The 20,268-nt window shown below is 56.7% G+C and carries 19 protein-coding genes; 2 read left to right on the top strand and 17 right to left on the bottom strand.

Annotated features, from left to right (window positions below; genetic code table 11):
* Positions 1-11: 11 nt before the first annotated feature.
* A complete protein-coding gene (gene dusA, locus AB7E06_RS04365) occupies positions 12-1,004 on the bottom strand; it encodes a tRNA dihydrouridine(20/20a) synthase DusA (protein ID WP_230017932.1) in 993 nt (330 codons plus the stop codon).
* 202 nt (positions 1,005-1,206) lie between these two features.
* On the opposite strand from dusA, the gene AB7E06_RS04360 reads away from it, so the two are divergent.
* Together AB7E06_RS04360 and AB7E06_RS04355 are read left to right on the top strand one after the other, a co-directional pair.
* Complete coding sequence (locus AB7E06_RS04360; protein WP_094196940.1) at positions 1,207-2,178, top strand: homoserine kinase; 972 nt, start codon at positions 1,207-1,209, stop codon at positions 2,176-2,178.
* A gap of 14 nt (positions 2,179-2,192) precedes the next feature.
* Positions 2,193-2,969 carry a BPSS1780 family membrane protein gene (locus tag AB7E06_RS04355; protein WP_230017928.1) on the top strand — a complete coding sequence of 259 codons (777 nt, stop codon included), beginning with the start codon at positions 2,193-2,195 and terminating at the stop codon, positions 2,967-2,969.
* Positions 2,970-3,367: 398 nt separating this feature from the next.
* Here AB7E06_RS04355 and AB7E06_RS04350 read toward each other — a convergent pair whose 3' ends face one another.
* From AB7E06_RS04350 to AB7E06_RS04275, 16 genes are all read right to left on the bottom strand, one after another.
* Entirely contained in the window at positions 3,368-4,228 is an 861-nt protein-coding gene (locus AB7E06_RS04350; protein WP_230017925.1) for a type II secretion system F family protein, read from the bottom strand.
* 2 nt (positions 4,229-4,230) lie between these two features.
* Positions 4,231-5,076, bottom strand: a complete 846-nt coding sequence (locus tag AB7E06_RS04345) for a type II secretion system F family protein (protein ID WP_427955335.1) — start codon at positions 5,074-5,076, stop codon at positions 4,231-4,233.
* The gene (locus tag AB7E06_RS04340; protein ID WP_427955332.1) at positions 5,073-6,722 is read right to left on the bottom strand and encodes an ATPase, T2SS/T4P/T4SS family; all 1,650 of its coding nucleotides are present in this window, start codon (positions 6,720-6,722) and stop codon (positions 5,073-5,075) included. The genes AB7E06_RS04345 and AB7E06_RS04340 overlap by 4 nt, the downstream gene beginning before the upstream one ends.
* Positions 6,712-8,082: a type II and III secretion system protein family protein gene (locus tag AB7E06_RS04335; protein WP_427955329.1), complete on the bottom strand. Its 1,371-nt coding sequence runs from the start codon at positions 8,080-8,082 to the stop codon at positions 6,712-6,714. Before AB7E06_RS04335 ends, AB7E06_RS04340 begins: the two co-directional genes overlap by 11 nt.
* Positions 8,075-8,959: a Flp pilus assembly protein CpaB gene (gene cpaB / locus AB7E06_RS04330; RefSeq protein ID WP_427955326.1), complete on the bottom strand. Its 885-nt coding sequence runs from the start codon at positions 8,957-8,959 to the stop codon at positions 8,075-8,077. Before cpaB ends, AB7E06_RS04335 begins: the two co-directional genes overlap by 8 nt.
* Entirely contained in the window at positions 8,956-9,579 is a 624-nt protein-coding gene (locus tag AB7E06_RS04325) for a hypothetical protein (RefSeq protein ID WP_121739024.1), read from the bottom strand. Before AB7E06_RS04325 ends, cpaB begins: the two co-directional genes overlap by 4 nt.
* Positions 9,576-10,178, bottom strand: a complete 603-nt coding sequence (locus AB7E06_RS04320; protein ID WP_427955323.1) for a pilus assembly protein TadE — start codon at positions 10,176-10,178, stop codon at positions 9,576-9,578. Before AB7E06_RS04320 ends, AB7E06_RS04325 begins: the two co-directional genes overlap by 4 nt.
* On the bottom strand, positions 10,175-11,437 hold the full coding sequence (locus AB7E06_RS04315; RefSeq protein ID WP_094196948.1) for a hypothetical protein: 1,263 nt from the start codon (positions 11,435-11,437) through the stop codon (positions 10,175-10,177). The genes AB7E06_RS04320 and AB7E06_RS04315 overlap by 4 nt, the downstream gene beginning before the upstream one ends.
* Positions 11,434-11,691 (bottom strand): hypothetical protein, encoded by a 258-nt coding sequence (locus AB7E06_RS04310; protein WP_009462197.1) that lies wholly within the window; start codon positions 11,689-11,691, stop codon positions 11,434-11,436. The genes AB7E06_RS04315 and AB7E06_RS04310 overlap by 4 nt, the downstream gene beginning before the upstream one ends.
* 133 nt (positions 11,692-11,824) lie before the next feature.
* Positions 11,825-12,955 (bottom strand): YncE family protein, encoded by a 1,131-nt coding sequence (locus tag AB7E06_RS04305; RefSeq protein ID WP_230017907.1) that lies wholly within the window; start codon positions 12,953-12,955, stop codon positions 11,825-11,827.
* Between the two features lie 59 nt (positions 12,956-13,014).
* The gene (locus tag AB7E06_RS04300; RefSeq protein WP_427955317.1) at positions 13,015-15,390 is read right to left on the bottom strand and encodes a TonB-dependent siderophore receptor; all 2,376 of its coding nucleotides are present in this window, start codon (positions 15,388-15,390) and stop codon (positions 13,015-13,017) included.
* 212 nt (positions 15,391-15,602) lie between these two features.
* Complete coding sequence (locus AB7E06_RS04295; protein WP_108727588.1) at positions 15,603-16,592, bottom strand: FecR family protein; 990 nt, start codon at positions 16,590-16,592, stop codon at positions 15,603-15,605.
* 81 nt (positions 16,593-16,673) lie between these two features.
* Positions 16,674-17,177 carry a sigma-70 family RNA polymerase sigma factor gene (locus AB7E06_RS04290; RefSeq protein WP_427955313.1) on the bottom strand — a complete coding sequence of 168 codons (504 nt, stop codon included), beginning with the start codon at positions 17,175-17,177 and terminating at the stop codon, positions 16,674-16,676.
* 326 nt (positions 17,178-17,503) lie between these two features.
* Positions 17,504-18,199, bottom strand: coding sequence for a fumarylacetoacetate hydrolase family protein (locus tag AB7E06_RS04285; RefSeq protein WP_094196952.1), 696 nt, complete (start codon positions 18,197-18,199; stop codon positions 17,504-17,506).
* Positions 18,196-18,732: an inorganic diphosphatase gene (gene ppa, locus AB7E06_RS04280; RefSeq protein ID WP_094196953.1), complete on the bottom strand. Its 537-nt coding sequence runs from the start codon at positions 18,730-18,732 to the stop codon at positions 18,196-18,198. Before ppa ends, AB7E06_RS04285 begins: the two co-directional genes overlap by 4 nt.
* A 28-nt stretch (positions 18,733-18,760) precedes the next feature.
* Positions 18,761-20,266, bottom strand: a complete 1,506-nt coding sequence (locus AB7E06_RS04275) for a heme biosynthesis HemY N-terminal domain-containing protein (protein WP_346548359.1) — start codon at positions 20,264-20,266, stop codon at positions 18,761-18,763.
* Positions 20,267-20,268: the final 2 nt, after the last annotated feature.

Genomic DNA, 20,268 nt, shown 5'->3' with positions numbered 1-20,268 from the left:
CCCAGCCGCCTTTACTGTCGGCGCTGCAATTGCTCCCAGGCCTGCGCAAGCAGGCCTGGGTCGTTTTTGGCCAGCCAGGTGTGATCCGACAAGGTACGACGCCACTGGCGTGCGCCCTTCTTGCCGTGCGGCCAGCCCAGCATGCTCTTGATCACAATGCGCAACGGAACACCGGCCTGAACATGATGCCGCGCATACGCAATCATCTGTTCGACGACCGAATCTTCATCCAGCAGTACATCCTCGGGCCACAGGCGACGATGAATCTCACTTAATATCGCAGGCGTATGCCAGGCGGCCCGGCCCAGCATCACACCATCGAACTGTTCTTCCAACGCGACCGCTTGATCAGGCTCCTGAATGCCGCCATTCAAGATGAACCGTGCATCAGAAAAGTCCTTTTTCAGTTGCATGGCCATGTCATAACGCAAAGGTGGAATCTCCCGGTTGTCCTTGGGCGACAAGCCTTTCAAAACCGCATTGCGGGCATGCACCGTAAAGACACGACAACCGGCCTCGAACAGCGTCCCCACAAAATCTCGCACAAAATCATAGGACTCGTTGTAATCCAGCCCCAGCCTGTGCTTGACGGTAACAGGTACAGACACCGCGTCCTGCATGGCTTTCACACAGTCAGCCACCAATTGCGGCTCGTTCATCAAACAGGCACCAAAAGCGCCTTTTTGTACTCGCTCCGAGGGACAGCCGCAGTTCAGATTAATTTCGTCATAGCCCCACTTTTCACCGGCCAGGGCACTGGTGACCAAGGCGTCCCGATCGCTGCCACCCAGTTGCAAGGCCACCGGATGCTCGGCCTGATCAAAATCCAGATGGCGCGCCTGATCGCCGTGCGTCAACGCGCCGGTGGTGATCATTTCCGTAAACAGCAAGGCGCGCGGCGCCAGCAGTCGATGAAAAAAGCGGCTGTGGCGGTCAGTCACGTCAATCATGGGCGCCACACTCAAACGCCACATCTGGCTGTCCGGCATCACAAAATTAGTCATAAACAGGGAGCAAAGAGCCTGATAGCAGGCTTGGTAAAAAGGGAAAACACCCATTTTAATGGTTTCAGCCGACCACAGGATGAAGATAAAGCGCGGTAAATCGTCGCAAGGCCCCAAAAAACCGGCGCACTAGTCTAAAATCGGCCGTTTGACCTACTCGCGCGCCTAATAGTGCGCCAACAACCGGACCCTTACTGAAAGCATGGCTGTTTTTACTTCCGTCAGCGAACTTGATGCCCGTGAACTACTGGAACACTACACACTTGGTGAGTTTGTGTCCTTACGAGGCATTACCGCCGGCATTGAAAACACCAATTACTTTCTGAGCACAACCCAGGGCGAGTACGTTCTGACTTTATTTGAAGTCCTGACGCTGGAACAGTTGCCTTTTTACATCGAGCTGATGCACCATCTGGCGGCCAAGGGCGTTCCGGTGCCAGAACCGATGACACGCCGCGATGGTAAACGCATCTGTGTCATGCACGGCAAACCTTGCTCGATTGTGACACGCTTGCGTGGCGGCTACGAGCCCGAGCCTACGGTGGAACACTGCCGGCAGATCGCCCGCACCCAGGCCCAGGCCCACTTGGCCGCTCAGGACTTCCCCCTGGAACAGCCCAATCTGCGTGGCTTGAGCTGGTGGAAAAGCACCGTACCCCAAGTCCTTCCCTTCCTGGATGCCAGCCAGTCCGAACTGATACAGACCGTTCTACAAGAACAAAGCAACTTTGCCGATAGCGATACCTATCGCTCCTTGCCGCAAGGCCCGGCCCACTGCGACCTGTTCCGCGACAACGTGCTGTTTGCAGGCACCTCGGACGCGCCCCAGATGGGCGGCATCATCGACTTTTACTTTGCCGGTTGCGACACCTGGCTGTTTGACGTGGCTGTGGCTGTTAACGACTGGTGCATCGACCGTCTGAGCGGTGCCTTGAACCAGGAAAAAGCCCAGGCCTGGCTGGAGTCCTACGCCCAGGTACGCCCCTTTACTGAAGCAGAGCACAGCGCCTGGCCGATATTGATTCAAGCTGCCGCGCTGCGCTTCTGGATCTCGCGCCTGTACGACTTTTATCTACCTCGCCCCGCTCAAACCCTCAAGCCGCACGACCCACGGCACTTTGAGCGTGTGTTGCGTCAGCGTCGCGACCATGCTGTACCGGCGCTCCCTCGATAAATACGGATACTGATATGCAAGCAGCCAAGCTCCCCTTTCTTTACGGGTGGTACTGGATTCAGGAAGGAATGCGCTTGTTCAAGCTGCAACCAGCCGCTCTGTTTTTCTGGAGCCTGATCACCTCTATCCTGATCAACCTAAGCAATATCTTTCCCATCGTAGGCCAAATGGTGCTGATCGTGCTGGTCCCGACCATGACCTTCATTATTCAGAATGCCTGTCGCCGCATTCATCAGGGGGAGGTCATCCGCCTGGGCATGTGGACCGAGCCCTTGAAACCCGCTCCTGTACGCAACCGCCTGATCAAGCTGGGCCTCATTTATCTGCTGGCCTGCCTGGTCGTGGGCTTTGTGGCGACCTTCCCCTTTGTGAATGAGCTATCGCAATTGATGGACAATAGCGATGCCACTCCACAGGAAGTCATGGCGGCCTTTCGCAAGCCTATTATTTTGTTCTTCGTGCTGTACCTGGGCCTGTCCGCCCTGTTCTGGCACGCTCCGGCTCTGGTAGGCTGGCATGCCATCCCGGTCAAGCAAGCCTTGTTCTTTTCCATGGTGGCTTGCTGGCGCAACAAAGCCGCCTTCCTGCTGTACGGCCTGTGCTGGGCGGCGGCCTTCTTCGCCATCCAAACCCTGGGCGGGCTGTTGCTGGGGGCCGGTTTGAGCCCAGGCACAGCCACCATGGTGCTGACACCTATCAACCTGACCATGGCCGCCATCCTGTACGCCAGCTTCTACCCGGCTTACCGCAGCGTATTTGGTGATCCGATGCGCGATACTGAGCAAGGCTAAGCCCAGTCCAACCATACCCCGCCCCCTGTTTGACGTATTTTCTGCAGGGCGGCGGCCCAGGGCGCAAACTGCTCCGGCCCTGACAGATAACCAAGCGGCGCTTCCAGGACCGATCTGGCCTTTCTATGCCACCGTACTGCTCCTGGCGATACTGCCGGACAAAACCTCAAAGGCTGATCACTTTCATCCAGAAAGCAGATATCCAGAGCCTGACGCATTCCCCATAAATGAACCGCTCTGCACGGTCGCAGCCACACGGCGGTTGCGAAACCCTTGTTCTGTGGCAGTGCCTTCCAGCCGCGCCAACGGGCCCAGAAAGTATGGGCATCAAATAAATACAGGCCTCGTCGCTGTGTCTGTTGCAGCGGCTGTTTGATCAATACTGATATGGACATCCCCTAGCCTCCCCCTGCCAGCCACGGGCCGAGCAGGCTCATCGCAATCACCAAGAATGTGCAGGGGAAAATACACACGACCAAAGGGGCCAGCAAATAAACGGGTAGCTTGAGGGCTCTTTGCTCGGCTTCCAGGTGCAAATGACTACGCAGCTTTTCTGCTTGAGAGCGTAGCAACAAGGCCAAGGACAATCCCGTGTCCTGCGCCAGCTCCAAAGACAAGGCCAACTCCTCCAGCTCGGCCTGCCTGAAGCTCAAAGCCACATTGCGCATCGCTTGTGGCAAGCGTCGTCCTGCCCGAACCTCGCCCTGTACCTTGTTCAAGCTGATCAGCAAACTGCCTTGCGGTAGGGCCTGCGTTGCACGCGCCCAGGCCTGCTGCAAGCCCAGCCCAGACTCGACAGCCAGCACCAGCAGATCCAGAAAGAAGGGCAAATCCCGGCGGCAACGGGAATGATGCTGACGCTGCAGTTTTCTTCCCCGTGAGATAGCTTGTAATACGCTCAGGAAAAAACCAATCACAGTCAGCCCTGCAAGCTCCATCAATGAAGCCCCCTGAGTCAACAAGAAAGCACTAACAAGGCTTGTGAGCAGTCCAGTCAAAGCCACACGTTTGCTTAAAAAGCCCCGTACCTCCTGGGCATACGAACCCCACAATCGCTCCGGCCACTCATGTACAAAAGGCAGGGATAGGCAGAGACTCAGAACTCTGGAAAACGGTGCCTCCCACGCCTGCCAAGCCGCCTGCCCCAAACTGCTGCCACCTTGCAGCAAAAGCAGATAACGACCGCGCCACGCCCACAACAATGCGATCAGGAACAAGGCCGCACTCAGGGCAGAGAGTATCCAGATCATTGCGAGCATACTCACCCCTCCCCTCGCAGAATCACTTGCATCCACCACAACCCCATCAGCAGCATGGCTACGAGCGCTCCCGCCACCCAAACGCCCAATGTGTTGAACCAGGCTTGCTCAAATGCTGTGGCATCCAGAAGGTATAAAGCTCCCGCCACAAAACCCGGCAAGCAGAACATGATTCGCGCCTGCAAACGGGCCTGAGCGGTCAAGGCAACAATCTTGTCCTCGATAGTCAAACGTGCCCGAATGGTTTGCGCCAGTATCTTCAAGCGTTCCCCTAACCCCGCCCCCGTACTCTGGCCCATCTGCAAGGCACTGACCAGCATGGCCAGTTCTGACACCGGCACTCGCTCCACGAGCTCCTGATACGAGTCCTTGGCACTCGCACCCAGGCGCTGCTGACGCAAGAGCAAACGCAACTCTTGCCCTAAGGGCGCAGGCAAAGATTGAGCCAACTGCTGCAAGGCCGCTTGCAAAGCCAAGCCTGCTTGCAGACTCAAGGCCAAAGACAGCACAAAGTCCGGCAGTTGTCGTCGTAGCGTCTCCAGGCGACGCCGTCCCATCCAGCGCAGAACCACTAAAGGCGTTACCGCAGCCAACAAGGTCACCAACGCTGCCAGCCAAAACGACGGTATCAGCCACCATGCGGCCAGAAAGATCAGAGGCAAACCAGCCCAGGCCACAAAAGCAAGATACTGGCTGCGTACGAACACAAAATGCGACTGCAAGCTCTGCTCGGACTGTTTAAGAAGTTGCTGTCTATAGCGCTTAGCGAGACGCTGCCCTGAACGCAGCAACACATAAGCCAAAGCGGTGGTAGCCAAGACAATCAACAAAATACTGAGCAATTTCATGCTTGCCCCTCTGATGGGGAGACATATTCAGACCTCAAGCCGCTGGCCGTAAAACCAAACTCCGGGCGGTAACTGTACAGAGTCTGCAATTGAATACGCTGCGCTTCTATACCGGTTACTTCCACAATCTCGTGAACTAAACGCTTGCCATCGGGCAAACGGCTCAGTTGCACAATAATGTGCAGCGCCCGCGCGATATGCTCCCGCACGACCAGCAAAGGCAAATCCAGGCCCGCCATCAAGACCATACCCTCCAGGCGCGACAAAGCATCACGTGGGGTGTTCGCATGCAAGGTCCCCATCGATCCTTCATGGCCTGTATTCATGGCGGACAACATATCAAAGGCCTCCGCCCCCCGACACTCTCCGACCACAATCCGGTCTGGCCGCATGCGTAAGGATTGTCGCAACAGGCTCCGTATATCCACCTGCCCCTGACCTTCTGCATTCGCAGGCCGTGACTCCAAAGCCACCCAATTACTGTGCTGTAACTGCAACTCGGCTGCATCTTCCAAGGTCACGATTCGCTCTCCCGAATCGATGCAGGTGCTGAGCACATTCAGCAAGGTGGTTTTACCTGTACCCGTTCCGCCTGAGACCAGAATATTGCAGCGCCGCTGCACCGCCTGTTGCAGAAAATAGGCCATCTCCGGCGACAAACTACCCGTCTGCAACAGATCCTCCAGCCCCAGGCGTCGTTTGGGAAATTTGCGTATGGTCACGCAGGTACCCTTGACCGCAATGGGCGACAGTACCGCATGGAAACGCGAGCCATCGGCCAATCGTCCATCCACTGCGGGCGAGCTGATATCCAGCCGTCTACCCAAGGGAGCCAGGATGCGGTCAATAATCGCCCGCAAGGCCGACTCACTGCTGAACACCAGAGGATGGGCTTGGAGCCGCCCCGCCTGCTCGACAAAAACTCGGTCGTAATGGTTGACCATGATCTCCGAGACCGAGGTATCTGCCAGCAAGGCCTCCAAAGGTCCCAAACCCACCGCCTCAGCGCAGACACTGGCCTGCAGTCTGGCCTGTTCATGCTTGGGGACAGCACATTGGGCCTGGATCAAGCGACCTAGACAATCAAAGGCTTCCTGCTCCAGCTGCTTGTCGCTTACGCGAGACAAGTCCCGACGCTCCAGCTCCAAAGCACTCAACAAGGCTTGATGCAAGCGTTGCTGCTCTTGCCTGAATAGCTCACTGTCGGATACTGGGAGATCTGCTTGCCCAGGAGTGAAAAAGCCTTGCTCGCCTTGTGCGGTCAGTCGCGGCTCCTCCAATACAAAAGACGGTTGTTCCGGGGCTACCAATGGACTCTTCAAGCTCGAAACAGCCACATCACTTCGTGATGGAACCTCCTGCCCAAAGCCCGTAATCCGCAGCTTGAACCCACCCAACACCAGCACATCGCCCAGGCGCAAGGGCCCGTCGTCATAAACCCGTTTGCCGTTTAGCTGCACCCCTGTCAAAGAGCCATGATCCTGGATGTACACTGCCCCTGCTCGCTGCAACAAACTGGCATGCTGCCGTGCGATACGCCAGGATGGCAGAACAACATCACAGGCAGGGTCACGCCCTATCAAGGCCGGCAAACTGACCGCACAAAGACGTGTCGCCCCCAACTCTGACTCAAGCTCAAGGTTCAACACGAAACACCTCACTATCGGGTTCTGCCCATTGCGACCAGGCTCCTTGTCCTGCCCCCTTTGAAGTGACGCGCACAGGCGTGTTCAAGCGTGGAGCGTCAGGAAAAGTCTGGTCCAGCCACTGGGCAGCATTCGCCTGCCGAGCCAACAAATCCGGATGTTCTGCCGCCACCAATGTCGGGGTCACAAAGACCGCCAGTTCCGTCTCCTGCCGGGCAAAGCGTTCGGAACGAAACAAGGCACCCAGCACTGGCAAACTGGCCAGCCCCGGCAAGCGATCCACATGCCGGGACTCTTCACGTGAAATAAATCCTGCCAGCACCAAGGTCTGCCCGGAACGCACGTTGAACTCGGTTGAAGCTCGTCGGGTTTTCAACGACGGCCCGGCAGGTTGGGACAAGCTGGCATCCACAGAGCTGACTTCGACCTCAATCTGCGAGCGCACCAAGCCACCACGCTCGACCCTCGGCACGATACGCAGAGATACACCATAAGGCTTGAAGCTGGTCTTGCTGTTTCCCTTGTCATCCGTGGTGGTGTAAGGCAGCTCGCCCCCAGCCAGAAACTCGGCTTGCGAACCACTACGCGCCAGAAGCTGCGGCTGCGCCAGAACCACCGCATGCCCTTCCTGCGCCATGGCTTGAACGCGAGCAGACATCAAGGCGCCAACGCCAAAGAACGCCGCCCCCTGCTTGGCAGGGAATGCCAAAGGCAGGACCGCTTCACCCGGCCTATCCAAAAACTGATGGGTGGCCGCATCCCAGGCACCTCCCATACTCAAACCACCCTGTGAGCTGCCATCCCAGCGCACGCCCAGCTCCCGCAGGCTGTTGCGCGGCACCTCGACCACCTGAACGTCCAACAAGACCATTGGCTCCCAACCGTCCTGCTGCGTAAAATCCAGTAATTGAGGGTGCTCCTGGCTTAACGCCTGAATGCGTTGCTTGTCCTGATCGCTTAAGCCCTCTCCTTCCAGCACCAGCTTTCCGCCCAATTCGCTGACACGTAGCTCGGGAATGCGCTCTAGCAAACTTCGTAGCTCCGCTAAGGTTTGCCTCTGGTTTTCGGGTGACACCTCAACGTGGTAGGACTGACTTTGCCCGGAATGGGACCACACTTGCACCACAGTGCTCCCGGTCTTGCGCGCAAACAAAATAAGCTCGCCCGATTCTGTAGTGACGGCGTGAACAATGTCGCCGTCCCCCACCGCTACCCGCTCAACCTGTGTCTCGGACAGCACCATCAACTCACCCACTTGCAGCCCCAAGCCCTGAGCCTGACTTTGCAGGCTTGCGCCAAACAGGGCTCCGAACAACAAGCTCACAACTGCCCACCTGGGCCCATAGCGATTTCTATTCATGGTGCTGCCCCACAGAAAAACTGTCCGGCATATCCAGCCAACCCAGGCGCTCCACCTCAGCCTGCCCAAGTTGCCCTGCCGGTTTGTTGCCGTACAAAACCTGCACAGGCTGTTTGGGCCTTGCACCCGGCCCCAGCCCCAGAATATCGGCCAGCTCACCGCGCACGGCAGCCTGATGGGGCGTGTGATCATCCGGATTGCGCAGCAAGGCACTGATACGTCCATGTTGTCTGGCCGCCAGCAACTTCAAGGCATCGTCCGGACCCACATCCAAGGTCAAGGTGTTGTAGGCATCCTTATCCAATCGGGCCGTGGCCGAACCTTCACCCGACTTTTGTCCTGTTGCCAAAACAAGAACAGACTGCAACAACGGCGCCGTAACCCGCCGTTGCCTGTCATCAAAGCTGACATAGATATCAATCAAGTCTCCCGGTCGAATCAAACCCGACACCGAACTGATCGCATCCACCGGTACAGTCAATGCACGCCTGCCAGATAACAGTTGCTGTGAAAACGGGCTACTGACTTCCTGCACGTGCGCCTTACTGATCAAGTCACCTGCTCGCAAAGGCTGGCTCAGCACTTGCCCTACTAGATTCTCAAACTGCGCCACATCCCAACTATCACTAGGCACCAGTTCTGCAGGAAAGGCACGGGCGGCCAGATGCTCCGCTTGCAGCACGGTCCCCGCCACCAGGCTGGACGCGGCCACCACCCGATCCAACTGGACACGATGCGCCGCCTGTCGCAACGCTTTTTCCTGCCGGTCCAGATAACGACTACTGGTCCCGGCTGCCATCAAACCAGCCAACAAGGCCAAGAGGCCAAAGCCTGCGCTGGGATGACGACATAGCCACAAGAACTTTGCTCGCATCATGAGACCTCCTTTTCACAGGCACGGCAGATCAAGAGCAAGTAATCTTGCTGCTCATGCTCCAGTTCCATCACATCCAGCTCGGCTGGACCTTTGCGCCAGTAACGCTCACCCGCCTGCGCTCCCCAATCTTTGCGACGCAAGTCGGCTTGCCATCCAGGTTCGGCCACCAGCAGCCAGCTTTGCACTTGCCCTGGCTGTTCGTGCTGCCACAAGACAGCACCGCCAATGGGTGGTGCTGCAGACAAAAGAGGTGGCGGGGCAAACGCCTGAGCGTTTTCAGAAACACTTAACAAACCCGACAAGACGGGGGTTTGTATATCCTCCAGCCACAAAACGCAGTTCTTGCCCTGTTTGGCACGCAGGAACACCCATTGCCCCTCCGTTCTGATTGCTCCGTAATGCACACCACAGAATGGCTCTAGATGAGAAGCCAAGGTCTGCGCATCCAGGCTAGTTTTCAGCCCCCAGCTATACACGGGCCCAACAGCAGTCTGTGCCGCCTGCATTTGATCCCACTGAATTCGGGGATCCTGTATAGGCCCCGTCAAAGCCTGCGTTTTGGCCGGCACAGGGCTGAACATCAACAAAAACAGCAAGAGCAAGGCAAGCAGTTGTCTCATGGCTGCTCCTTGGGGCCATGCTCCGGCACGTAGTCCTGCCACCGACTCAACCAGTCCACATCAGCTTGCGCTCGTCCCCAAGCCGCGTCCATAGGCCCTGCATGTCGTATCGTTTCTCTGGCAGCGGGTCTGCTCGATCCCACTGCTTCACCCCAAGCAGTCGTACTGTTTTCCAAACGCTGACGAGTCTGCTGTGTACTGGCCGCCTGCCCCGCAGCCGCCCACAAGTGAGATTGACGCTGCAATCGCGTCTTGGTCATCGACGCCTCCAGCCAGCGCGGCCACGGAATGGAAACGCGCGACTGTGCCGTCCAAAATCCGCTACGCAGACTCAAAAGCTCCCATTGCAGGGACTGGGCTGTCGCTATCGGGGATGCCAAAAATCGGGAAGGTGCCGTCTCGTGAGCAGGACTGCTTCCAACTGAAACCGGCTTGCCATGAGCGTCATGCATAAACAGGCTCAAATGCGTGCTGTGCTGCATTTGCTGCAAGCGATACTGCTGCTGCATCAGCCAACGCCCCGCCATCACCATCAAGCCCAACACCACACCCAGCAAACAAGCCTCGATCAGCGCCATCCCTTTTTGTCGCTTACTCATGATTGGCGCCCCCCTGGATCCATCAACCGTGCCTGCCAGAAAGGCAGGAACAGACTGGGATTGGGGCTCACCCCAGAATCTGCGCTATCCGGTGGCCAGGAGAAAAACGATTGAGCCGCCGCCCGTGTATGAACGGTCTGACCCAAATGGCCTTGGGCCTGCAAGGTCAGCACCAGATCGGGGCCAGCGCTGTGCTCTGAATCTGACAAAGCGTACCCATCTACCCACGGCCTTTGACTCCAGGGCCTGGCATCGCGTCGTGCCCAGGATTGCGCCACCGTATTGCCTTGAGCAGATAGCAAAGAGCCATTACCCTGCTCCAGCGCCCACTTCCAGAAGCTCTGCCCAGAAAAGTCATCCGGTGCATCAATCCCGGACGCATGCGCAGGTGTTTGCAAGGCCCACGCCATGGCATATTCCCGGAAATAACAGCCTATCCAACGGTTGGAACGCACCATATGCATGGATTGCGTATCGTTGGAATGCCAGCGACCCGAACGATCAAATTCGGTACGACCTGCGCGACGCAAACGATGCCGCCACAAGGGACAACGCCGATCCACACCGGGATAAGAGCGAGCCTCGTAATCCCGAGGGGCCAGAAAGCCATACAAGGACACCAAATGCGTCAAACCCGGCTGCCACTGTGTTTGCCCGGATTGTGGTGACAGGAACTGCGGCCAATCGTCCTTCTCAAGCTGCCAGCGAATTGCTTGGGCGGGCCAGTCTGGCAAGCTGCCATCCAAGGTCGCCTGAATAATGGCCTGTCGGCGCTGCGGCAAACCCGCTACCAACTGCTGTTGGGCCTGCGCCAGAACTTGATGAATCAAACGCTGATGGGCTTGAAAAGCCTGTTCCAAGGCCTGCTGATTGTCCCCGGCAGAACGCGCCTGGGTATACGCCAGGCCATGAGCAGGGCCAAACATCATGGCGACTAAATGCGCAGGTGGATTCGCCCGACGCGCTTGCCCGGACTGGGTCTGCGCCGCCCTGTCCCACGTTGCCAAGGTCAATAAATGCCCCAAAGCCAGTTGATGCCCCAACTGCGCCCGGTTGATATAAGACAGCAGATTCAAGGTACGCGCCTGCTCGGTGGCGGCACCATAGGCCGCCGCATCCAGCACCAAGGACAAGCGCCCTTGCTGCTCGGCAATCTGGTTCACATGAAAGTAGCCGCCCCAGGCGATAGACAGGAGCGCCAGCGCGATCAGCCCCCAGGCCAGCGCCGCCCCCTCTTGTGGATAGTCGGGCTGCCTCATTGCGCATTGCCCGTAAAAGATTTCAGGCTCTTGGCGCTGCCTTGAGCGGCCGCAGCAGAAGCGGCTGATTGCGCTTGTTGTGTCTGCTCGGAGCCATCCTCACCCGCCAACTCCTTGGCCATGGCCGCAGTCTGGTTGCGAATCACCTGACCAAAGGACTGGTACACCGCAATGGCCGCCACAGCGACCAAAGCCACAATAATTAAATACTCGACCATACCCTGGCCGCGCTGCCGCCTGATGAACTGTCTCATTGGAATCTCCCAAAAGTCAGTTCACAGTCTGCCCCTTGTCAGCGAGCCAGAATATTCGCAAAAGCCGAGCCGGATGGGCTTGTCCGGCTACGGTCTATGCGGCTACTTCATATAACACTTGGCACTGTCAGCGTCACAAAGCTTGCAGGTCAATACGAGCCACCTGATCAACAGGCTCCGGCTCCCCTTTTTTTGCAAATGGCCGCTTTACACTGACATAAAGCTGCTGACCGTCAGGCGTCACAGAAATCGTGTTGGGATGCACTGGCAGCGTAATAGTCTGTTTGATGGCATAGCTGCTAGCGTCGATGACACTCAGCGTTCCACTGCCTCGGCTGGCTACATACACTTCATTGCGAATCGGGTTATAGCGTATCCCCACCGGCATGTATCCCGTGGGGATTTTGTGCAGAATGGCACCCGTTTTCAGGTCAAACACCAAGGTGCCTTCACTATTATTCAGTTGATTGGCAAACAAGCGTTCACTCTTGCTATCCAAGGCCGTATTGACCAGAAAACGTCGCCTGATATCGCTAGGCGACAGCTTCTCCGCGATGCGGTTTTCACCAACCAGTTCCCAACTTTGCGTGTCGAACACTGCATAGGCCGCCGTGCCACTGGCCAGCAATTTATGGTTCGCTGCATCCAGGGTCAAACCTGCCGTGGGCGCTTCAAGGTCGCGCAGAATACGGTTTGTCGAGAAGGTCTTGCCGTCAATAACCCAGATAAAACCAAGATCTGTCACACCACTGACGATGACCTGATTGGCAGCTTCATCCACCACGATCTGGCGTGTATGCACCGGCTCGCCCTTGGCATCTTTGACGCCATGATGCAAGGTTCCCTTGAGCGTACCCGTTGAAGCATCAACAGCTGAAACAGCGCCATCCCGGGTATGACCGGCATAGAGCGTGTTGGTACGCGCATCCAAGGTCAGAGCAAATGGCTTGAATGGCAGATCAATCTTTTTCCGTACGGCCAGGCTGACTGGATCAAGCTGATAAATCGAGCCGCCTCCCTTGCTGGTGAATTCCTCCGTACTCGCCACAAACACGGCCTTGGAGGCCGGGCTGTACACCAGCTCGTAAATGCCCGGCGCAACTTCCCGTTGCAGGACGGCCTCTGACACCGGAGTAGATACGGCAGCAGTCGCCGCTACTGGCGTGGGTGCCGCATGAGACGCGCCAGTCAGCAAAAACAAGGGCAGCGCGGCTGCAAGAACGGAACGCTTGCTGCGCGTTAAATAAGTAAATTTCTTGGACATACAAACCTTTTTAAAAACACCCCTGGCGGAAACGGCCAGGAAAAATGACAGATGCAAACTCAGAACCGCTGACTGACCGTCAGCAAGACCTGGCGAGGTTTGCCCAGGTAATTGCCGGTGCTGATGCTGGAGCCGATCTTTGAGTAGTACTGCTTGTTGCTCAGGTTATCGATATTCAACTGCACGGATGTATTGCGGTTGAAGTCGTATCTGGCCAAGAGATCCACAATGGCGTAGCCAGGCTGCTCGATACGGAAATTTGCCCCCTTGTAGAACACCTTGCTTTGCCAGCGCACGCCGCCACCCAGGGTCAGGCCATCCAAGGCGCCACCCAGTCGGTATGTACTGAAAATTTTCACCATATTTTCTGGACTGCTTCGTTCGTTATACAACTCACCCTTTCTGGTTCCCGAAGCATATTCAGAGCGTGCGTAGGTATAGCCTGCACTGACGTTCCAGCGATCGGTCACGGCACCGGCCACCTCAAGTTCCACGCCACGCGTACGCACCTTCTCTGCCGCCTCATAGCAATACAGCACAGCGGGATTGCAGTAGGTCACACCGGCTACCTGCGTGGGTAGATTCAATTGCTCCAGCTGAAACAGCGCGATCGATGCATTCAGGCGCTTGTCCAGAAACTCGCCCTTCAGGCCCAGCTCATTATTCGTCCCCTTGACCGGGTCCAGCAAGGAGCCATTAATGTCGTAATAACTTTGCGGCTTGAAAATACCGGTGTGGCTTGCATAGACCGAATAGGTGTCATTCAAGTCATAAACCAGGCCGACATAGGGCACAAACTCGGCATCCGCCGAATAGTCCGTTTTATAGTATTGCGACTTGGACTTGAACCAGCTCACACGACCACCCAGTATGAGTTTCAATGGGTCCGCGATATCAAAGCGTGCAGAGGCATAGAGTCCCAGTTCTTCCTTGTTCTCATCTACATAGTAGGGATTCAGACCAAAGGTCGGCTTGGCCTGCGAGGTGGGACTCCAGTTCTCCGGATCAAGCGGAATGTTGGCGGCGGAACTGCCATCCACCCGCTCATTTTCCTTGTTGGCATTGATCCCGATAGAAAAATCATGATCACGCCCGAACAGCGTCAAGGGACCATTTGCATTGACGTTGAACGCGTAATGCTTGTCACGCATATCCACGCTTTGAGTAAATTTGCGCAGTGCGCCGCCGGTATACCAGGGGTAGCTCGCAACGTAATCGGACTCGGCCCACGCCGCGCGAGTCAGGGCTTTCAGGACCCAACCGTTGTCAAACCGATGCTCCAGGTCTGCATACAGCGTTGTCTGACGGCGATCCAGATACTCCCAGTCGCTGCCCAGAAAATCATGAGGCGACAAGTCGTAAAACGAGCCATCTGCACGGGTCGGAAATCCTCCCCAGCTATAACCGTCGTTATGTTGCCGCTGCCGTGACAAACCCAGGCTCAGGGTGGTGGCGGGCGTAAGGTCCACGTCCACCACACCATAGAACAGTTGTTCCTTCTGGCGGTTGTAGTCCCGGTAAAGTTTGCCACCTCCGGCCACAATGACCGCACGGCCACGCACAGTGCCGGACTCATTGAGCGCATTGGACAGATCCACCACGCCACGCGCGTTCTCCCATGATGAGGCCGTCACGCGGGCCGAATACTGAGGTGTCGAAGTCGGTCTTTTGCGGATCAGATTCACGGATGCCGACGGGTTGCCAGACCCTTCCAGCAAGCCCGTGGCCCCCCGCACAATCTCCACCCGGTCATACATGGCCAAATCATCATCGGCCAGAATATCGCGCGAATAGCTTTGAGTGGACGTCGTGATACCGTCGTACTGAATATTGGAAATGCTGTGACCACGCGCCAGATACTCCCAGCGCGAATCGCCATTCCCTTGGACGGCCACAATCCCCGGCGCATCACGCAGGGACTCATCCAGAGCACGGTAATTCTTGTCCTCGATTTTTTGATGCGTAATGACGGTCATCGACTGCGGTGTTTCACGCAGCGAGAGCTCCAGTCCGCTGGCCGATGTCGACGGCCCCATCGCGACATAGGAACCGCTCCCTTCTGTGGCCAGGCCCGTATTGGCCGTGACCGTGATCGGAGCCAATTGGGTGGTGTCATCGCGACTGGGGCGGGTCAAGGAAACCGTCCGCCCCTTCCAACTGGCCTGCACACCTGTCCCCTTCAACAAACTTTGCAAGGCCTGTTGCGGCGTCATGCGCCCGCTAACGGGCGCTGCCTGCAAGCCACTGACGGTATCGGGCAAATAATAGATTTGAATATCTGCCTGCTGGCCCAACTCAAGCAGAGCCTGATTCAGGGACTGAGCAGGAATGGAAATAGACAAGGCAGGCACATCCTGCGCGATCACTGGCTCCAGCGGGCTGAGCGACAAGGCCAGTGCCAATACGCTGAGCCCGACACCCTGGACCGGACGCAAGGCAAAAAGAAGCCATCGTTTATTTGTGTTCTGTGGATACACCGTAGTACTCGTTATAAGGAAAGCGACGCACAAAGCGACAAGCCCTTTGGCCAAAGGCAATCAGGGACACAAAACTGTCCCTTCCCTCATAAGAGTCAATCAGGAGCAAACCCCGTAACGATTCTCGTTCTTAAATTGAAAGAAATTGTATCTTTCAGAGGATATGAGGTCTAACGAGCCGCAATACCCCATCGGCCATCCGGCCCTTGCACAATCACCACGGGTGCCAATGAGGGCAGGACTTCCAGAAAAGCCTGGGGGTCATTCACATTGAAGACACCTGTCACTCGCAGCCCACGCAATGAAGGGCTGTGCAGCACGATGCCTGGCTCCTTGTAGCGATTGAGCTCAGCCACGATATGTTCCAATGGCTCGGCATCAAAAATCGCCTTCCCCTGCCGCCAAGCCAGCATCTGCTCGATATTTCTTGATTGCACAGTCGCAAAACGGCCACTTCCCAATCGCAGTCCTTGCTGACCCACCAAGTCGTAATAGGCGCTGTTCCACCAGGGTCCGCTCTGTACGCGCACCGAACCGGATTCAACCGCCACATCAACCGTGTCCGTGTCTCGTCGCACGTTAAAACGAGTGCCCGTCACCCGTATCACCGCCCGGCCCGCATCGACATTAAAAGGCCGAGCGACCTCGGAGCGTACCTGGAAGAAAGCCTCCCCTTTTTCCAGCACGACACGGCGCTCGGACTGATAGAAGGAAACGTGCACCGCGCTGTCAGTATTCAGACTGATCAGCGATCCATCCGGCAAGGTCTGCTCAAGACGTTCACCCTTGCGGCTGATATAACGCTGGGCATACTGCTCACTTTCCAGCCAACGCTGCGGCCCCAGAACAGCGACTCCCGCGGCCGCCGCACAGGCACTTCCCAAACCTGCGATAAACGCTCTGCGCCCCCATTGCGGTGCCCGAGGGCGAGTGTTCTGTGCCAAGCGTGCCTTGAAAGCGGCATCCGGTGTTGCCTGCGCAATCGACCACATGGCTTCCATGTCCTGATAGGCCTGCGCATGACGCGGGGCCTGTTCCAACCATTGCTCAAGCAGCGTCTGATCCCCCTCCTGCATCAAGCCACCTCGCACGCGCGCAAACCAGAACGCAGCGGCGTCATGGGGATCATCAGGAATAGGAAGTGAATGGGATACGCTCATAGTCGCTACGATAGCTCGCCGGTTAATTCCTGTAGCAATGCGGGTGAAGACAGAATAGTGCTCATGGCGTGCATCGCTATATTAAGAGGAAAACTGCTGCAACTTAAGCTGCAAATGACGCATGCTGCGGGTCAGGTACTTTTCTACCGAACTAACAGACAAACCTAAATGACTGGCGATCTCGGGCACCGTCCAGCCTTCCAGCCTGTGGCAGGAAAACACCTGCTGACAGACAGGTGGCAATTCACCCAGGGCCGCTAACAAGGCTTCCGAAAGCTGCCCGCAATAGGCCGCCTCCTCGGCGCCCGATACCACGGGGTGATCCTGTTCGCTCAGATCTTGCAAGGGAATCGTTAAAGCGGGCTGCTCCCGCTTTTGTCGCTGTATCAGACTATTGGCCGCACTGCGGTGCAAATAAGCCCTGGGATTACTAATCCGGGCTGCATCTTGCTCCAGCATTCCAGCAATCGCATCGTGGGCCACATCTTCCCCATCAACGCTGTTTGATGAACGCCGCGTCCACGTCTTGACCAGCTCGTGGTAATGCACGAGCCAAGTTTTACGTGAGGACGAAAAACGCGACATAAAACAGCATGGGGTAAATAGACAAGACGGACATAATAATAACAACGATTCTCATTATTGTTATTATGGTTTGATCTGAACAAGCAAAAATCTGGATATCGTGGGGAGTATCAGCATCATCATTGCTATTGCACAGTTTATGGCGCAGCCAACCCTACACTAAGCTTGGCATCCCTTGATCAGCCAAGGCAGACAGTCAAACAGCCTCCATCCAGCCTGTGGCACCATCCCCGCCCTGCCTCATGAGCAACACAAGCAGCACCAATAAAAAACCCGTCTGGAGACTGCTCTCCAGACGGGTTTATGACTAGCTAGTCAGACTTGGGTCAGACCAGACGCACGTCTATGCTGCCCAGACCGTCGATCGCCCCGTGCATCACATCGCCTCGTTCCACCGAGCCGACACCGGCTGGGGTTCCAGTGAAGATAATGTCACCAGGGACCAGCTCGAACAGACCCGACAGATAAGCGATGGACTCAGCCACATTCCAAATCAGCTGGTTCAAATCGCCGGTCTGACGACGCTCGCCGTTGACGTCCAGGGTGATCGCACCTTGGGATAGCTCACCAATACGGCTGCGTGGCACCAGAGGGCCGGTCGGTGCGGAATGGTCAAAAGCTTTGCCCACTTCCCAAGGACGACCGGCTTTTTTGGCTTGCGTCTGCAAATCTCGGCGGGTCATGTCCAGACCCACCGCGTATCCCCACACACATTCAGCAGCCTGCTCGACCGTAAGATCACGCCCGCCCTGGGACAAGGCAACGACGAGTTCGATCTCGTGGTGCAGATCCTGGGTGCGAGAGGGGTACGGCATGTCGCAGACTTGGCCGGGCAGCACATTCAAAATGGAGTCCGCCGGTTTGCAAAAGAAGAAAGGATCTTCTCGACCGGTAAAACCCATTTCCTGTGCGTGCTCGACGTAATTGCGGCCGACGCAATAAATGCGGCGCACAGGAAAAACCTGCTCACTGCCCTGTACGTTCAATGCCGCCATTGCCGGCGCGGGGATAACCGTGCTCATTTTGCCTGGCCGTCAGCAAAACGCTTGGCACCGTCTACCAGTTCTTTCTTGGCAGCTTCGATACCTTCCCAGCCCTTGACCTTGACCCATTTGCCTTTTTCGATGTCTTTGTAGTGCTCGAAAAAGTGCTTGATGCGCTCCAGCTCTTCAGGCTGCAGGTCTTCAGGCGATTTCACGTTGCGGTACAGGGGGTACAGCTTGTCGGTAGGCACAGCCAGCAGTTTGGCATCGCCACCTGCCTCGTCGTCCATGTGCAGCACGCCAATAGGACGGCAAGGGATCACGGCACCGATCTGGATGGGGAAAGGAGCGATCACCAGCACGTCAACCGGGTCGCCATCGTCCGAAATGGTTTGCGGAACGTAGCCGTAGTTGCAAGGGTAGTGCATGGCGGTCAGCATGAAGCGATCCACAAAAACCACGCCGTTCTCGTCAACTTCATATTTGACGGGGTCCGAGTTCATGGGGATTTCGATGACTACGTTGATCTCGTCAGGCAGTTTTTTGCCAGCAGGTACTTGGGCGAGGCTCATTCGTGCAAACCTTTAAAAATAAAAGAGATTAATCATTGGAGCGTCGAGGACGGTCCGAAGTTTGAGAGAGATCGACCCCAGGAATGGGAGCCGTATCAAAGTAATCATCCAGATCCGAAGAGGAACTCACGCTATCTTGCGAAGGCGAAGCTGCAGGAGGCACGGGTTCGGCCACGACAGGCAAGGGACGACCTTGATCAGGCAGATCCTCGGCCACGACGCTGGCGGCATAGGTGTAACGCGGCAGATCATCGTCATTTTGCGATGGCAAACTATCCGCATCAGTATGACTGGGGTCATGACGCGTATCAGCCGCTGGCAAGGCCGTGCTGACCGCCAGAATCGGCAAAGTACCGGCCATGGAAGCCGCCTTACGCCAGTAAGAAACGGCTTCATCGTGGCGACCCAGGCTGTCGTACAAGTTCCCCAGCAAGGCGTGATTGCGTAGATCACCCTGGATTTTCAGGCTGCGCAGCAGGTAGTGCTCGCCCTGCCCCCACAGTTGGCTGGTCAGGCAAAGGTGGCCCAAGGTGGATAGCAAGACCGGATTGTTGGGCTGGCTACGCAACCACTCTTCGGCCTTGGCCAAACGACGGCCCACATATTCAGGTGGGCACTGGGCGTAGGCTTCCAGAAGACGGCTGTCGAAACTAGCCGCAATGGCCGGTTCCAAAATACGGCCGGCCTCTTCGTAATTACCTTCACGCTCTTGAATCAGGGCGGCTTCCAGCGCTATGCCGGGCAAGACTTTCTCTTCGGATTTCAGGTCCGACCACAAGGCCTTGAACTGTTCAACACCGCCCGCGCGCAAACGAGCGGCGGCAGCAAATTCAATATGATTGAGCGCCTCTTGCCGCTCGATGCCACTGCGACGCACCAGCAAACGGGTCAATTCATACACGCGTTCGGCATTGCCTTGTTGACGATAGGCGCGCAATAGCAAGCGAGTGGCATGCAGATGGCGCGAACTGGCGTCCTGCAAACCCTGCAATAGCTCGATGGCTTCTTCTGTACGGTTCTGATCCAGGTACAGCTCGGCCGAGGCGACGGCACTGGCTTCTTTCAAACGCACATCATCGCCCGCAGCGGCACGAGCGGCCGCCAAAGCTTCATCACGTTGGGCAATCTGACCTTGATAATGTGCCGCACGTGCCGCTGCCAAACCTGCCACGACTTTGCTGGTCTGCGAGCGGGTTTTGCTCATCAGCTTCATCATGTCTTTCTCGGCCTGTTCGTAACGGCCTTCGAGAATGCTGATCCAGCCGGTTTCCAGCAAGGTTTGATCGCGGCGTTGAGCACGGCGGCCGCGCCACAGGCGAAAACGCTCCGGGCCATCGCTGAACCACGCCAGCAGGCGCAACAGCACATACAGGACGATGAATAGACCGAGCGTACACAAAACCACGTAGGTCAGCGACGCACGCGCCAGATAATGCGGTGTCACCAAGTAGACGTTACCAGCATGTTCACGCAAGACCAAGGCCAAGGCAACTGCGGCGACAAATAAGATGAGAGTCCAAAACCAAGTACGCATAC

It is taken from the genome of Alcaligenes sp. (assembly GCF_050255915.1).
Taxonomy (GTDB): domain Bacteria; phylum Pseudomonadota; class Gammaproteobacteria; order Burkholderiales; family Burkholderiaceae_B; genus Alcaligenes; species Alcaligenes aquatilis.
This window is presented reverse-complemented; position numbering and strand designations above follow the sequence as displayed.